9 protein-coding genes are annotated in these 16,126 nt (G+C 57.9%); 7 read left to right on the top strand and 2 right to left on the bottom strand.

Annotated elements, in window-relative coordinates:
- Positions 1–804: 804 nt before the first annotated feature.
- Entirely contained in the window at positions 805–2,370 is a 1,566-nt protein-coding gene (locus ACIQV9_RS16760) for a carbohydrate porin (protein ID WP_403103493.1), read from the bottom strand.
- Between the two features lie 168 nt (positions 2,371–2,538).
- Between ACIQV9_RS16760 and ACIQV9_RS16755 the strand changes: the two genes are divergently transcribed.
- From ACIQV9_RS16755 to ACIQV9_RS16730, 6 genes are all read left to right on the top strand, one after another.
- The gene (locus ACIQV9_RS16755) at positions 2,539–3,813 is read left to right on the top strand and encodes an ABC transporter substrate-binding protein (RefSeq protein WP_403103683.1); all 1,275 of its coding nucleotides are present in this window, start codon (positions 2,539–2,541) and stop codon (positions 3,811–3,813) included.
- 21 nt (positions 3,814–3,834) lie between these two features.
- Positions 3,835–4,797, top strand: a complete 963-nt coding sequence (locus ACIQV9_RS16750) for a carbohydrate ABC transporter permease (protein ID WP_403103490.1) — start codon at positions 3,835–3,837, stop codon at positions 4,795–4,797.
- Positions 4,794–5,636, top strand: a complete 843-nt coding sequence (locus ACIQV9_RS16745; protein WP_403103488.1) for a carbohydrate ABC transporter permease — start codon at positions 4,794–4,796, stop codon at positions 5,634–5,636. The genes ACIQV9_RS16750 and ACIQV9_RS16745 overlap by 4 nt, the downstream gene beginning before the upstream one ends.
- Positions 5,637–5,663: 27 nt before the next feature.
- A complete protein-coding gene (locus ACIQV9_RS16740) occupies positions 5,664–6,809 on the top strand; it encodes an ABC transporter ATP-binding protein (RefSeq protein ID WP_403103485.1) in 1,146 nt (381 codons plus the stop codon).
- Positions 6,806–8,308 (top strand): glycoside hydrolase family 32 protein, encoded by a 1,503-nt coding sequence (locus ACIQV9_RS16735; protein WP_403103482.1) that lies wholly within the window; start codon positions 6,806–6,808, stop codon positions 8,306–8,308. The genes ACIQV9_RS16740 and ACIQV9_RS16735 overlap by 4 nt, the downstream gene beginning before the upstream one ends.
- A gap of 75 nt (positions 8,309–8,383) precedes the next feature.
- Complete coding sequence (locus ACIQV9_RS16730; protein ID WP_403103480.1) at positions 8,384–9,376, top strand: LacI family DNA-binding transcriptional regulator; 993 nt, start codon at positions 8,384–8,386, stop codon at positions 9,374–9,376.
- Positions 9,377–9,393: 17 nt separating this feature from the next.
- On the opposite strand, the gene ACIQV9_RS16725 is transcribed toward ACIQV9_RS16730, so the two are convergent.
- Entirely contained in the window at positions 9,394–10,002 is a 609-nt protein-coding gene (locus ACIQV9_RS16725; RefSeq protein ID WP_403103477.1) for a dTMP kinase, read from the bottom strand.
- A gap of 466 nt (positions 10,003–10,468) precedes the next feature.
- Here ACIQV9_RS16725 and ACIQV9_RS16720 point away from each other — a divergent pair, with 466 nt between their 5' ends.
- Positions 10,469–16,087, top strand: a complete 5,619-nt coding sequence (locus ACIQV9_RS16720) for a putative Ig domain-containing protein (protein WP_403103474.1) — start codon at positions 10,469–10,471, stop codon at positions 16,085–16,087.
- Positions 16,088–16,126: the final 39 nt, after the last annotated feature.

Genomic DNA, 16,126 nt, shown 5'->3' with positions numbered 1-16,126 from the left:
GCTCGTTCTTTTTCTGACGCCGGTATTGGTCGACCAGCCTGGGCGCAAATGATCAACAGTAGCTCCCAGGCTTCGCATCCAAGGGTACGCATAATGTATATTATGTTAAATCATGTGTCATGGTAGATATGTTCATGATCTGTCTAAGCCACTGACTCTTGACGTCCACTCCCTTAACGGGCCATGTGCTTCGTGTTCATGGCGAGTCACTAATGCCGTTTCTCTTCAGGTCAGCGCGTATCGCTGCTCATGCAGACTGGAGATGCGGCGCCGGTGCCCATGCTATCCCGTTCATCTATGTTCAACTCCAGCTTAGTTACCGCGCTTACAACACTACAGCGGCACATCTACACGCGAGTAACTTCAATATTGATGACGCAATCCTGGGCTGCCGCTGCCACTTCGAGTCGATTCTGGCTCTACTGGACGGTTACGCCATCTGGCTCCAAAGCGGCCGTCAAGCCGATAATTTGGTCGCCCGAATCGGCAAAGCTGAAACGGCACATTTTCCGCAGCCTGACAGATACGCAACTCCAGATCGTTCGCACAATGATTCGCCCGGGCGCTAAGGAGAATCCGTTCCCGGGCAGCCTGGAGCCGACTCGACAGTAATGGAGGTTCGCGGTGAACAAATCAGCAGATCAAGAACACGCTTCACCCTCCTCCTCTTTTGTGCGCAAAACGTTCACAGGGCCGGCTCAGGTTGCTAATCGAACACGCACCAATGATCAGCCACGATACTTCGATGCCCGGCTGACGGTGGGATCGATGAGCTGAAGGCGTGTTGGACGACGCGTTCAAACATTAAAACCAGGTTTCCATTTGTATACCGTATTGCCATACACCTCCGGCGTTGAAGTCCGTCTTGCCGAAGGAGTCTGAGGCACTGTATCTGTCCAGATCCGAAGACCAATTCATGAAGCTTGCGAACACACGCAGTTCAGGACGTGTGAGCAGGTCTCCAACGTCAGGTTTGAATGTCGGGGCGATCGTGAATTTCCAGAAGTTACCGTCGACCGCATTACGTTGTAGATAACCCTTCGGGTCGAGGTTCATGGTTTGCCAGCTCATTTCGTAGGCCATCTCGAAATTGCTGTTGATTTCATTGGCCAAACGCATGTTCAGGGTCATCCAGCGGTAATTGTCACCCTTGACGTATCTATCCTTGCTTTGTTCGGCCAACACGCTGGGACCGATGCGCCAACCAGGCGCAATGGGAGTCTCGCCGTAAAGTGCCAGACGTAGAGCGCGGGCATCGTCAATCAGCTCACCATCCGAGCCGACGTTCTTGACCTCTGCCCCCAGCCCTTGCCCATAGAGCAGCGCGGTTTTGAAGAAGCCTTCTCTGCCGAAAAAGGTTTTCTGGTGATTGGCCAGCATGCTGTGCAAGCCAGAATCCGCAGGCGCCACACCTGCTTCATTGCTGCGAGTGCCAATGTCATTTTTCTTTGAGCCAATGGCATTGAACATCCACTGCCACTGACCACTGTCGAAGAACTGGTTGGAGGTCAGGATGTAGCTTTCCACATCGGCATTGATGCCGCCTTCACTGAAATCCCCGTAGTTACGCCCGATCAAAGAGTAATTCGAGCGCCAATTCTTGTTCATCTGCACATCGTAGATTCCACCCCCGGTACCAGCCAGATAGATAACGTCCGAGTCCAGCCAGTGGATATCGAAGTTATCTCGATCAAAGCGCTTACCTGCCCACAAGGTGGAGTTCTCGAACACTGAATTACCCTTGAATGCAGCGAGATGATCGAGTTCGGTAAAGACCTGACGCACGTTCAGGTTGCTCTCGTCGGCCGTCCAGTCATTGGAGCTTTCCACACCATCGGCGATGGAAACCGTGAATTTGGAATGGGTGCCGTTCTGCGCATAGGCCTCTTTCGACAGGTCGATGCGCATGTAGGTGTCGTCTTCATTGCCGAGTCGCCCGACGGCGCCACCGACTGAACCGGCCGGGGTTGTATAAGGTCCTCCACGACCACCACCCAGCCCATCGTTGATCAGCAATCCGGAACGGGCATAGCCCTTGAAGCTGAACCCGTCAGTGAGGGGTGCGGTACTGCTTTCTTTCTCCATGCTTTGCTGACGGGCTTCGAGTTTTGCCAGCCGGGTGTCCAAATTGGGCGCCGCAATGGTTGTCGCAGTGGACGCAACGGGTTGCGAGGCGGGAGTGGCGAGCTTGATCTGCTGCAATTCCCTGGCGAGTGCCTGGGTTACCTGTTCGGCTGCGGTTGCGCGCTTTTCCGCTGCGGCGGCACGGGCTTCAAACGCGGCCATGCGTTCTTCCAGAGTCGCGGCCTGAGAAGTCGCCGCCGAGGTGCCGAGCACACCTGCGAGTAGCCAGCTTGATGCTTTCTGCATTGTGGATTCCCTGTTTGTTTTTATTGTTTAGTTCCCGCGACCGGCCCTTTTTACGTACGTTGCGAATTGCCGTAATTAACGAAAAAAAGGATGCCTCATCGCAAATACGCTGCTACATTTGGCGATGTTAACGTTAACTTCTCTAAAAACAAAAATAAAGGGTGCTCAATGAAACATCTGAAATCTCTCCTGCCAGCAGCATTAATCACCCTCTGTGCCGGACTTTCATCCGTCTCGAGCGCGGCCGATTTGACGATCTCTTGCGGTGCAGTGGGTGCGGAATTACAACTGTGCAAGGAGGCTGTCGAGGCATGGTCGAAACAGACGGGCAACAACGTTGAGGTGGTTTCCACGCCCAACTCGGCGACCGAGAGGTTGTCGTTCTACCAACAGATCCTCAGTGCTCAGTCCACTGACATCGACATCATTCAAATCGATATGGTGTGGCCGGGGATGCTGGCCAAACACCTGATGGATCTGCGCGAGGTGCTGCCCGCCAACGCCACTCACGGTTACTTCCAGGCACAGGTGGATAACGCCACAGTGAATGGACGGCTGGTGACGAAGCCGTGGTTCACCGACTCGGGCCTGCTGTATTACCGCAAGGATTTGCTTGAGAAGTACGCCAAGCAGGTTCCCCAGACCTGGGAGGAAATGACCGCTACCGCCAGGGATGTTCAACAGGCAGAGCGCACTGCCGGGAACCCCAATGCATGGGGTTACATCTTTCAGGGGCGCGCTTACGAGGGGCTGACATGTAATGCGCTGGAGTGGATTAGCAGCCAACCGGAAGGCGGACTGGTCAACTCTCGAGGAGATATCGTGGTCAACAGTCAGGCCTCAAGAACTGCTTTGGCCCTGGCGAAAAGCTGGGTAGGAGACATCTCCCCGCGTGGCGTACTCAACTACACCGAGGAAGAAGGGCGCGGCGTATTCCAGTCGGGAAATGCGTTGTTCATGCGTAACTGGCCTTATGTCTGGGCCCTGGTACAAAGCCAGGACAGTGCCGTAAAAGATAAGGTCGGCGTCGCTCCCCTGCCCCGAGGCGGCATGTCCGGCACCCATGCCTCCACCCTCGGTGGCTGGGGTCTGGCGGTATCGCGTTACAGCGCCCATCCAAAACTTGCCGCAGAACTGGTGACCTTCCTGACCAGTGCCCAGCAGCAAAAACAGCGAGCTTTGGTCGGCGGCTATAACCCGGTTATCGAGTCGCTTTATCAAGATCCCGAGTTGCTCGCGGCCATGCCTTATTACAGTCAACTCCTCAGCATTCTTAACCAAGGGGTCATGCGCCCCGCCTCAATAACCGCCGATCGCTATCCACGGGTCTCCAATGCGTTCTTCGATCGAGTGCATGGCGTGCTGGCGGGCGAGTTGCCTGTCGATCAGGCGCTGGCTGAACTGGAAAGCGAACTCACGCGCATCAAACGCCGGAACTGGTAAGCCACAAGGAAGGAAATCACCATGTCTGTCTCTACTATCCATGCCCCCTGTGACGAGCGCCTGCTCACCAGGGAAACGCCTGTACAGCGTCGCCGAGTACGCGCCGCCTGGCTGTTTCTGACACCGATGTTGTTGTGTCTGGCCCTGGTGGCCGCCTGGCCGTTACTGCGAACATTCTGGTTCAGCCTGACCGATGCCAACCTGGCGGACACCCGTGGTGGATCCTTCATAGGCCTGAGCAATTATCTGTTCCACAACGGCTCCAACTGGTCGGGCATCCTGGTTGATCCTCAATGGTGGAACGCTGTGCGCAACACCTTGCATTTCACCGTAGTGTCGGTGGGACTGGAAGTCGTCCTGGGGCTACTGGTGGCGTTGCTGTTGAACATCAAGTTCACCGGCCGTTCTTTGGTGCGAGCGCTGATTCTGATTCCTTGGGCGATTCCTACCATTGTCTCGGCGAAGATCTGGTCATGGATGCTCAACGACCAGTTCGGCATCATCAATCACATGATGCTGAGCGTCGGTCTGATTGATGCCCCCTTGGCCTGGACAGCCGATGCGGATCTGTCGATGTGGGCGGTCATCATCGTCGACGTCTGGAAGACCGTACCTTTTGTCACGCTACTGATGCTGGCGGCCTTGCAGATGTTGCCGAGCGATTGTTACGAAGCCGCCAGGGTCGATGGCATTCATCCACTGAGAGTGTTCTGGCGCGTCACACTTCCACTGTTGATGCCTGCATTGTTGGTGGCGGCTATCTTCCGCATCCTCGATTCCCTGCGGGTATTCGACGTCATCTATGTGCTGACCTCGAACTCTTCGAGCACCATGAGCATGTCGGTCTATGCCCGCCAGCACCTGGTGGAGTTCCAGGACGTTGGTTATGGCAGCGCGGCCTCGACGCTGCTGTTTCTGGTCGTTGCAGTGATCGCCATGCTTTACCTCTACCTCGGGCGCCGTCAAATGGAGGTTCGATCATGAGCCTGCGTCTACTGAAAAAAGCGCTGTTGCGCCTCGGATTCTGGTGTCTGATCGGGGTTTTGCTGCTGTATGCGGTCTTCCCTTTCTATTACGCCATCGTGACCTCGCTAAAGCCGTCCAGTGCCTTGTTCCAAGTGAGCTACTGGATCGAAAACCCTGACTTCTCCAATTACGCAGCGGTACTTCACCAAGCCTCATTCCTGCGAGCTATCGGTAACTCGCTGGTGGTTGCACTTAGCGTGGTGACGCTGGCGCTGTTCCTCAGTGTGACCGCCGCCTATGCCTTGGGACGGGTGAAGTTCCGTGGGCGTGGCACGGTATTGATGATGGTTCTCGGCGTGTCGATGTTTCCCCAGGTCGCGGTGCTGTCGGGGCTGTTCGAAGTGATCCGCGCCCTGGGCCTGTACAACACGTCCTGGGCGTTGATCCTGAGCTACACGATTTTCACCCTGCCCTTCACCGTCTGGGTGCTGACCACGTTCATGGGCCAACTGCCCCATGAACTGGAAGAAGCGGCAATCATGGATGGCGCTTCGCCCTGGGTCACGCTGACCCGCGTGTTGTTGCCGCTGCTCTGGCCTGCACTGGTCACCACTGGCTTATTGGCCTTTATCGCAGCGTGGAACGAGTTCCTGTTTGCCCTGACCTTCACCCTCACCGACACACAACGCACGGTGCCGGTCGCCATCGCCTTGATTTCCGGCGGCAGCCCTCATGAGTTGCCTTGGGGGTTGTTAATGGCCGCCTCGGTGGTGGTCACCGTCCCGTTGGTGATTCTGGTGCTGATCTTCCAGCGCCGTATCGTTTCCGGTCTCACTGCCGGCGCGTTAAAGGGTTGATGCCCGACAATTACAAGGAACAGCATCGTGATCAAATTGAAGCTAGACAATGTAAACAAACAATTGGGCGGTATGCGGATTCTGCGCGACGTCAGCCTGGAAGTTGCGGTGGGTGAATTCGTAGTGTTCGTTGGCCCTTCGGGCTGCGGAAAGTCGACCCTGCTGCGACTGATCGCCGGACTGGATTCGATCTGCGGCGGCGACCTGCTGATCGACGGGCGACGGGTCAACGACCTGGAACCGCGCGAGCGTGGCGTCGGCATGGTGTTTCAGTCTTATGCGCTGTACCCGCACATGAGCGTCTACGACAACATCAGCTTTGGTCTCAAACTGGCCAAGACTGAAAAGAGCAGCTTGCGCGAGCGCGTGCTGAAAACAGCGCAAATCCTTCAGTTGGACAAACTGCTGCAACGCAAGCCAAAAGAACTCTCTGGAGGGCAGCGTCAGCGTGTGGCAATGGGCAGAGCCATGGCGCGCGAACCGGACATCTTGTTGTTCGATGAGCCGCTTTCCAATCTGGATGCCTCCTTGCGGGTGCAGATGCGCAACGAAATCGCCCGGCTGCATGATCGACTGGGCTCGACCATGATCTACGTCACCCACGATCAAGTGGAAGCGATGACCCTGGCCGACAAAATTGTTGTGCTCAATGGCGGTCGCGTAGAGCAGGTCGGCTCACCGCGCGATCTCTATGAGCGCCCGGCGAGCCGCTTTGTGGCTGGTTTTCTCGGTTCACCCAAAATGAACTTTATGGCGGCGCGCCTGCATGCTCCGGGCGAAACAAGCGAGGTCGACACCACCGTTTTGGGTATGGCCACCCTGCCCTTCGACAGCTCGAACCTGACAGCGGGGACGTTGTTGAGCCTAGGGATTCGCCCGGAGCACATTTCGCTCAAAAAAGCTGATGGAGCCGTCGGGATCGTCGTGAGCGGGGTCGAATACCTGGGCAGCGAAACGTATGTGCACCTCGAAACAGGGCAGGACGAGCCACTGATCTGTCGTTGTGAGGTCAGCGCCGGATGGCAGGTGGGCGATCGGGTCGAACTGCAGCTGGACATCGACAACCTGCACCTGTTCGACGACGACGGCACGGCATTGGAGCGCCACCCACACGCCATGGAAAACCTGCCGAATGATGTCTCTCTGCGCTCAGTCCGAGCACGTGCCCTATGACCTTGTCTTCGAATCACATGAGCGATCCAATGCCTTCTTCCCTTGACCTTGCGCAGCGTGCTCTGAGTGACGGCCTGTCTCGCGTCATCGAGGATTATCGCCCCGGTTATCATCTCGCCCCCCCGACAGGCTGGATGAACGACCCTAACGGGGTCGTGTTCTTTCGTGGCGAATATCACGTTTTCTATCAACATTACCCCTTCGAAGCGAAATGGGGTCCGATGTATTGGGGGCACGCCAAGAGTGCCGATCTGGTTCATTGGCAGCACCTGCCCATTGCGCTGGCACCCGACAATGAATTCGACCGTGACGGCTGCTTTTCCGGTAGTGCGGTGGTGTGCGGAGATACCCTGGCGCTGATCTACACGGGGCACACCTGGCTGGGGGAAGTGGGTGACGAGCGCTTAATCCGTCAGGTCCAGTGCCTGGCCACCAGCATCGACGGCGTCCGGTTCGTCAAGCATGGCGCCGTCATCGGGACCGCGCCACAAGACGCAATCATGCACTTTCGTGACCCCAAGGTATGGAAGGAGGATGACTATTGGTACCTCATTGCCGGCGCACGTCTGGGCGATAGGCCGGTGCTCCCGCTGTACCGCTCCAAGGATCTGCACGTCTGGGAGTTCCTTGACTATGTGTCCGGTGGCAGCGAGGGCGATGGCTATATGTGGGAGTGCCCGGATCTGTTCCGACTGAACGGAAGCGATGTGCTGCTGTACTCCCCCCAAGGCATGTCTTCGCAAGGTTACGAACGGCTCAACAAGTACCAGACCGGTTACCGAGTGGGTCGACTCGACAGCGACTGGCGCTTCATGGGTGGACCTTTTATCGAACTGGATAACGGCCACGATTTCTATGCAGCGCAAACGCTATTGGCCGCCGATGGTCGGCGCCTTGTGTGGGCATGGCTCGACATGTGGGAAAGCCCGATGCCGAGCCAGGCCCATCACTGGTGCGGCATGCTCGGATTGCCACGCGAACTTGAACTGTGCGCAGATCGCCTTTGCGTGTTTCCGGCACGGGAGCTCACCGCTCTGCGCAAGACGCTATTGCCGAGCTCGCCGTGGTGGGAGGCGTCGGGAGCCCAGTGGGTGCCGGGAGTGAACGGCGATATGCTCGAAATCCATGTGAACCTGGATTTACTCGGTTGCACCGACGGCCACTTGGGAATCGCGTTGCGCTGCAGCGACGATGGCGATGAACAAACCCTGCTCTACTACGATGCGGCGCTGCAGCGCCTGGTGCTTGACCGCAGCCGCTCGGGTGCGCAAGTCACCGGTCAGCGCAGCGTGGCGATAGATCCGACACAAGCGTTACTGTCATTGCGTGTGTTCCTCGATCGCTCGTCCATTGAGGTGTTCGACGAAAACGGGCGCTTCAGCCTCAGCAGTCGCATCTACCCACAACGCGAGAGTCTGGGTGTAAAGCTTCTTGCAAGCGGGACTGGCGGGCGTGTCTCGATTTCCAGGGCATGGTCTCTCGCCTCGGGATGGCTATGAGCAGCCTCATTCGAGTCGCGAGAAGCGCGGGTCATGTGTCATGATCCTGCGTCAACCTGACCGGTTTCGCCACGCATGACTTCAGTGAAAGACGTTGCACAGCTGGCCGGCGTGTCCCTGATGACGGTTTCTCGAGCGCTCAACAATCCGGAAAAACTGAGCCCCGAAACCCTTCAGCGGGTACGTCTCGCCATTGATGAACTGCAATTCGTACCGAGCCTGTCGGCGCGCAAGATGCGCGGCGACAACCTCCAGTCGCGCACCATCGGTGTGTTCGCGCTGGACACCGCGACCACACCGTTCGCGGTCGAGTTGCTGCTGTCCATCGAACAGACTGCGCAACAAGCCGGCTGGAATGTCTTTATCCTCAACCTGCTAAGCAACCCGCCCACCGACCAGAATATTGACCTGATGCTATCGCACCGTCCCGACGGGTTGATCTTCAGCGCTATGGGGTTTCGCCACGTGAGTATTCCCGAGCGCTTGAAGAGCAAACCCCTGGTACTCGCCAATTGCATGGCCGATGACAGTCGCCTGGTGAGTTATGTGCCAGACGACGAAACGGGGCAGTATCGAGCGGTACATCATGCGTTGAGCCAAGGCTATCGGCGCCCTCTTTGTATCAATCTGCCAAAACAGAGCCTGGCCTGGGGGCTCCGACAAAAAGGCATGCAGCGTGCCTGCAAGGCATTCGGACTGGCGCCTGACGTGATCCTGCAATACGACCTTTCCGATCATGACGCCTATGGTGAAACCGCCGCCATCCTCGACCGGCATATCATTGATGGTCGCCCCCAATTCGATATTCTGATCTGTGGCAACGACCGCATCGCGTTTTGCGCCTATCAGCTGTTGTTGGGCCGCGGCCTGAAAATTCCCAACGATGTCGCCGTGCTCGGTTACGACAACATGATCGGTATTGCCGAACTGTTCATCCCGCCGCTGACCACGGTGCAACTGCCGTACTACGAGATCGGTCGCAAGGCTGCCCGGCACTTGATCGAGACCCTCGAGGAATCGGGAGCCCAGCCGGTTGATTGCCCATTGGTGGTCAGGGCATCACTATAAAATTCGCCTACGGGGCTTCAAAGGACTCTATAGATCTCCGAAATCACCTGCATCGTTGCGTCTTCGATCGTTCCTTCATTACGGCATAAAACCCAGCCGTTATCTGAAATCGCTTGCTCGAACGCCCGGGTACAAGCGACATGTTCTTCCAGCTTATGGATCACAGTACTGCTCAGCCCACGCGATCGTGCCGCAGCCCTCGCCCATGAAATATCAGGGTCGGTGACAACGCCGACATGCAGGTCTGGCACTCGCACGTTTCGATCAATGTTCAACTGTAGAATCTCTGCAAACGGGACTATCCGGCGAAACGCAGCGTCTGAGGGATACCAGCGATCGATCAGGATGATGCTGTCTGTTGGCTGTTTAGCCAGCACGTGCCGGGAAATCCAGGTACGGCTATCTGCAAGGCGCTCACAAACTTCGAACTCCAGATCCCGGTTGGGATTTCTGACGAGCTTGTTAACGAGGGCCATTATTTCACCCCTATAGGGATCGCTTTTACTCTCGGAAAGTCGGATCACCTTTTTGTTGTCTGCCCTCAGTACTTTCGTAACGGCTTCCAACAGTGTGGTTTTGCCGGTTCCCTTGGGCCCATCCAGAGAAACAAACAGCGGTCTATTCATTCTTCACATAACGATTGATATACGGTTTTTTTTGCCCTGTTCGTTTGTTTGAACCGCTTGGCGCGACTACACGAGTCGACTGGAGGGCCCTGATGAACAGACATTGTCGGACACTCTAACCCGGTTTCTCGCTGGCGTACTCAAATCAGGGGCACAGTCGCTTCTGAACATCGGTCCCCCTGCAGGAGCTGTCGAGCTCAAACCGCAAAACCCTGCCGATCTGATCAATAACGCCATAGTCTTCCAGACACCGCTCCCAAAGTCACAGCGCTCAGTGCGCGAGCAAGTGTCAAATTAACGTTATCTCCGGCCTGCCACCTGACAACCACTGATCAGTAATATCGGTTTTTTTGACGCGTCTCCGATATTCGGTCACAACTTTCGCGCTCCTGCAGGTCATAACACGGTGATCGTCGATGGAATATTGGCTTTTTCCGCAGTTTTAGCCTGATACGGAGATAACTTCATGATTTTTAACGTTCAAAATTTTGGCGCCAAAGGAGATGGCCTCACCGACGACACGGCAGCGATACAAAGTGCAATTGATGCGGCCGCTGCCGCAGGCGGTGGGCAGGTGTACATGCCGACTGGAACTTACATCGTTTCGGGCGGTGAGGAACCCTCCGACGGCTGCCTGATGCTCAAGAGCAACGTCTATTTGTACGGCGACGGCATGGGCGCTACCAACGTCAAGGTGGCTGACGGCTCCGATACCAAGATCACCGGGGTTATCCGCTCCGCCTATGGCGAAGAAACCCACGACTTTGGTGTCAGCAACCTCACCATTGATGGTAACCGCGACAACACAACCGGCAAGGTCGATGGTTGGTTCAACGGTTACATTCCCGGCCAAGAAGGTTACGACTCCAACGTCACCCTCGACAGCGTCGAGATCAAGGATTGCTCCGGGTACGGTTTCGACCCCCACGAGCAGACCGTCAACATGGTCATCAAGAACAGCGTGTCCCACGGCAATGGCCTGGACGGCTTCGTTGCTGACTTCCTCAGCGACAGCACCTTCGAAAACAACGTCGCCTACGACAATGACCGCCACGGTTTCAACGTCGTCACCAGTACCCACGACTTCACCCTGACCAATAACGTTGCCTACAACAACGGCGGCAATGGCATCGTGGTGCAGCGTGGCAGCGAGGACATCCCCTCCCCCAGCAACATCACCATCACTGGTGGCGAGGTGTACGGCAACGGCGCTGAAGGGGTGCTGATCAAGCTGTCCAGCGAAGTGACTGTCAGCGGCGTCGATATTCACGACAACGCAAGCGCCGGGGTTCGCGTCTACGGCAGTAACCACGTCGAGATCATCGACAACACGCTTAACAATAATTCGCTAGGCAATCCCGTACCGGAAATCATTATCCAGTCCTACGACGACACCCTGGGTGTGTCCGGCAAGTACTTCAACGGCAGCGATAACACCATCCAGGGCAACATCATCAGCGGCAGCAACCTGTCGACCTATGGTGTTGCAGAGCGCAATGAAGACGGCACCGATCGCAACGCCATTATTGGCAACACCATCAGCCACACCAGCAAGGGTGCCACGCTGGTCTATGGCGACGGCAGCTACGTCAGCGCCACGGTGCCGATGACCACCGTGCAAGGTACGGCCGGCAACGACACCCTGCTGGGCAGCGCCGAAAGCGAGATTTTCTACGGCGGTGCCGGTAACGACACCATCAATGGCGGGGCCGCTAGTGACATTCTGGTGGGCGGTGCAGGCATCGACAAACTCACTGGCGGTACCGGTGCCGATACGTTCCGTTTCGCTGTTCAATCGGACAGTTACCGCAACGCAACTTCAAGCTTCGATGACACCATCACCGACTTCGACGTCACCCAAGACAAGATCGACCTCGCCGGCCTCGGCTTCACGGGCCTGGGCAATGGCCGTGGCGGCACCTTGCAGGTCAGCTACAGCGCCAGCAACGACCGCACTTACATCAAGGACTACGATGCCGACGGCAGCGGCAATCGCTTCGAGTTGATTCTCTCGGGCAACCTCGCCAGCACCCTGACCGCCAGCAATTTCCTCTTCAATCACGTGGTCACCGGCACCAGCGCCAGCGACTCGTTGCTAGGCAGCGATTCGGCCGACACCCTGCTCGGCCTGGCGGGTAACGACAACCTCAGTGGCGGTGCGGGCGACGACAAGCTCGACGGCGGCGCCGGCATGGACACCCTCACCGGCGGCACCGGAGCGGACGTCTTTGTGTTCTCCAATCGCATGGACAGTTACCGCAACTACAACACCGGCGGTGCCAACCTCAGCGACGTGATCACCGATTTCGATATCAGCGCCGACAAAATTGACCTCTCGGCCATTGGTTTTACCGGTCTGGGAGATGGCAAGAACAACACCGTTTACCTGGTGCTCAACAGTGCCGGCACCAAGACTTACATCAAGTCCCTGACCGCCGATGCCGATGGCAACCGCTTTGAAGTGGCGCTGGACGGCAATTACCTCGACAAACTGACCAGCGCCAACTTCGTCTTCGCCACGTCGTCACCGACCAACCAGGCGCCAGTGCTGGCCACCCCGTTGCTGGATCAGAACGCGACCGAAAGCACACCGTTCAGCTACGTTGTACCGGCCACCAGCTTCACCGATCCGGATAACGACAGCCTCAGCTACACCGCCAAACTGGCCGATGGCAGCGCCCTGCCCGGCTGGCTGACATTCGATGCCGCGACTCGTACGTTCAGCGGTACGCCCAGCGATACCGCATCAGGCACTTACTCCATACAGGTCACCGCGACTGACGGCAGCAACGCCACCGTCAACGACAGCTTTACCCTCGCCGTGCAGGACGTGCCCGCCTCACCCAGCCCGATCAATGGCACGCCGAACAACGACACGCTGACCGGCACAGCCGCCGACGAGCAAATGTTCGGTGGTGGCGGCAACGACACGCTCAATGGCGGCGCGGGCAACGATATCCTGGTCGGTGGCGCCGGGGCGGACAAACTCACTGGCGGCGCGGGTGCCGATGTGTTCCGCTACACCTCAACACTCGACAGTTACCGCACCAGCTCCACCAGCGTCAGTGACCAGATCCTCGACTTCGACGTGACAGCGGACAAGATCGACGTCTCGGCGCTTGGCTACACGGCCCTGGGCAATGGCCTGAACGGTACGCTGCAAGTGTCTTACAGCGCATCGAGCAACCGCACCTACCTCAAGGACCTCACCGTCGACGCCAATGGCAACCGCTTCGAAGTGTCGATGGCGGGCAACCTGGTGAGCAGCCTGACGGCGAGTCATTTTGTCTTCGACACCCACCAAAACATGCCCAGCAATGTCGCGCCGGTGGTGGCCATTCCCCTCCTCGATCAGAACGCCACCGAAAACACCCCGTTCAATTACACGGTGACCCATGACAGCTTCACCGATGCCGATCAGGATGTGTTGGTCTACACCGCAACGCTCGCCGACGGCAGCGCCCTGCCCACCTGGCTGAGTTTCAACGCCACGAGCCTGACGTTCACCGGTACGCCGATCAGCACGGCATCGGGTAATTACAGCGTATTGGTCAAGGCCACCGATCCTTCCGGGGAGTCGGTCAGTGACAGCTTCGCCCTGGCGGTGGCCGATGCGCCCGCCAATACCATCGCCGGCACCAACAATGCCGAAGCCCTCAACGGTACGGCCGGTGCGGACCTTATCCTCGGCCTCGGTGGCAATGACACGATCAAGGCCGGCACCGGTGCGGACATCGTCGACGGTGGCGCCGGACGCGACTCGCTGTACGGCGGCGACGGGGCCGATACCTTCCGCTACAGCAACGCGCTCGACAGCTACCGCGACTACGATACCGGCGGCGTCACAGCCACCGACACGATTTATGACTTCACTGCGGGCGTCGACAAGATCGATGTGTCGGGCCTGGGCTTTCTCGGTCTCGGCGATGGCAGCAACCACACGCTGTACATGACCCTCAACGCGGCTGGCGACAAGACCTACGTCAAGTCCGCCGAAGCGGATGCCGATGGCAACCGTTTTGAGATCGCCCTCAATGGCAACTACCTAGACACGCTGAGCGCCAGCGACTTCGTGTTCGGCGAGCGTGCCCAACAGGACATCCTCTACCTGCCAACCCTCGGTCAATCCAATGCGCGCCTGCTGCGCATGACGGAGGACGACAATCAGTCCGGCACCTCAATGCTGGTCAACGACCTGGACCGCTACACCACCTACGACGTGCGCAGCCAGTTCACCGATGCCGATGGCAATGGCATCGACATCGCGGTGGGTGGCAGCACGGTCAATGGCCTGTCGACCATGGGCGCCGAGGAGCTCAAGTTGTGCTGGTGGTTGACCGACACCAACCAACCCGGCCCTGCGCTGCTGCGTGCCGTCGCATTGCTGGGGGACCAGCTCACCGAACTGCAATCGATCGATAGCGTCACCATGGGCATCATTTGGGGCCAGGGCGAAGAAGCCGCCCAGGAGATCGGCCGCGCCACGGACAAAGCTGCGGCAGCTGCAGCCTACAAGGCTGCGACCCTGAACGTGTTTGATTACCTGCATACCCAATTCGGCAGCTTCAGCGTGTACATGATGGAAACCGGCCACTACCAGGAGGATGCGGCGCGTGCCCGTGGTTATTCGGAAGAGAAAATTGCCTCGATCGTAGAAGGGGTCGGTTATGTTCGCGCCGTCCAGGAAGGCATCGCCGCAGAGCGTGCCGACGTCAAGCTGGCGGTGGACTACACCGACCTGCCCTTGCGCTACGAAGTCGATCCGCTGGTGTACCCCGACGACGTCTGGCACTTGCACGAGGAATCGGCGGAAATCGTCGGGCAGCGCTTGGCCGATTACATCGCCGATGACCTTGGCTTCCAAGGCAACCCCGGTGACAACAACAGCGCACAGGAGATTTTCGACAACGCTCAAAATCAGGGCGGGATGATCTCCGGTACTGACCAGGCCGATACCCTGGTGGGCAGCTCGGGCAACGACACACTGGATGGCGACCTGGGCGCAGACTCTATGACCGGTGGCGACGGCAACGACATTTATGTGGTCGATAACGCGTCCGACAGTGTCACGGAAACCAATACTTCACCTTCGCAGATTGATACGGTGCAGGCCTCGGTCAGCTGGACATTGGGTGCCAATCTGGAAAATCTGGTGCTCAGTGGCGTGTCGGACATCGACGGCACCGGTAATGAGCTGCGCAACTTCATCACCGGCAATGCCGCCGCCAACGTGCTCAATGGCGCCGCAGGGGCCGACAGCATGAGCGGTGGCGATGGCAGCGATACTTACTATGTCGACAACGCCGACGACAGCGTGATCGAGACCCAGAGCAACGCAGTGCCAGGAGGGTTCGACAGCGTGCACAGCAGTTCGGCGGCCTACACCCTCGGCGCCAATGTCGAGCATCTGTATATCGATAGCACCGTTGCCGCCAATGGTACGGGCAACGCGTTGGACAACACGCTGTTCGCCGGCGCCGGCAACAACGTGCTGGACGGGCGCGAGGGTAATGACACCGTGTCTTTTGAAAGTGCCCTGTCCGGCGTTACCGCCAACCTCTCGACGTCTGCGCAACAAAACACCGGGGGTTCCGGGCTCGACACCTTGAAATTTTTCGAAAACCTGACAGGAAGCGCCTACGCCGACAGTCTGTCGGGCAACAGCGCCGCGAACGTCCTGAACGGTGGTGCGGGCAACGATACGCTGGTGGCCGGTTCGGGCGATGACCGGTTGATCGGCGGCGCAGGCACCGACACTCTCACCGGTGGCACGGGCGCGGATACCTATGCGTTTGGTGCACTGTCAGACATGGGCGTCGGGTCTCTGCGCGATGTGATCAACGGCTTCAAGAGCACTGAGAGCGATCATCTGGATTTCACCGGCCTGGACGCCAACTCGTTGACCGCCGCTGTTGACCCCTTCACCTTCATCGGCAACAACGCCTTCGACCCTGCCAACGCCACCGGCCAACTGCGCTTTGCCGACGGCATTCTCTACGGCAGTGTCAACGCCGACGCCACCCCCGATTTCGAAATCCAACTGGTGGGGGTCAAGGAGCTGCACACAAGCGATTTCACAGCCTGAGCCAAAATCCACAACCTGTAAGAGCGAGCCTGCTTGCGA

This window comes from Pseudomonas sp. NPDC099000 (assembly GCF_044759925.1).
In the GTDB taxonomy this organism is placed as follows: Bacteria; Pseudomonadota; Gammaproteobacteria; order Pseudomonadales; family Pseudomonadaceae; genus Aquipseudomonas.
This window is presented reverse-complemented; position numbering and strand designations above follow the sequence as displayed.

Bases quoted from the DNA above. Each gene is read 5' to 3' on its own strand.
- ACIQV9_RS16720 (WP_403103474.1), top strand. From the start codon at position 10,469: ATGATTTTTAACGTTCAAAATTTTGGCGCCAAAGGAGATGGCCTCACC.
- ACIQV9_RS16735 (WP_403103482.1), top strand. From the start codon at position 6,806: ATGACCTTGTCTTCGAATCACATGAGCGATCCAATGCCTTCTTCCCTT.
- ACIQV9_RS16750 (WP_403103490.1), top strand. From the start codon at position 3,835: ATGTCTGTCTCTACTATCCATGCCCCCTGTGACGAGCGCCTGCTCACC.
- ACIQV9_RS16760 (WP_403103493.1), bottom strand. From the start codon at position 2,370: ATGCAGAAAGCATCAAGCTGGCTACTCGCAGGTGTGCTCGGCACCTCG.
- ACIQV9_RS16730 (WP_403103480.1), top strand. From the start codon at position 8,384: ATGACTTCAGTGAAAGACGTTGCACAGCTGGCCGGCGTGTCCCTGATG.
- ACIQV9_RS16725 (WP_403103477.1), bottom strand. From the start codon at position 10,002: ATGAATAGACCGCTGTTTGTTTCTCTGGATGGGCCCAAGGGAACCGGC.
- ACIQV9_RS16755 (WP_403103683.1), top strand. From the start codon at position 2,539: ATGAAACATCTGAAATCTCTCCTGCCAGCAGCATTAATCACCCTCTGT.
- ACIQV9_RS16745 (WP_403103488.1), top strand. From the start codon at position 4,794: ATGAGCCTGCGTCTACTGAAAAAAGCGCTGTTGCGCCTCGGATTCTGG.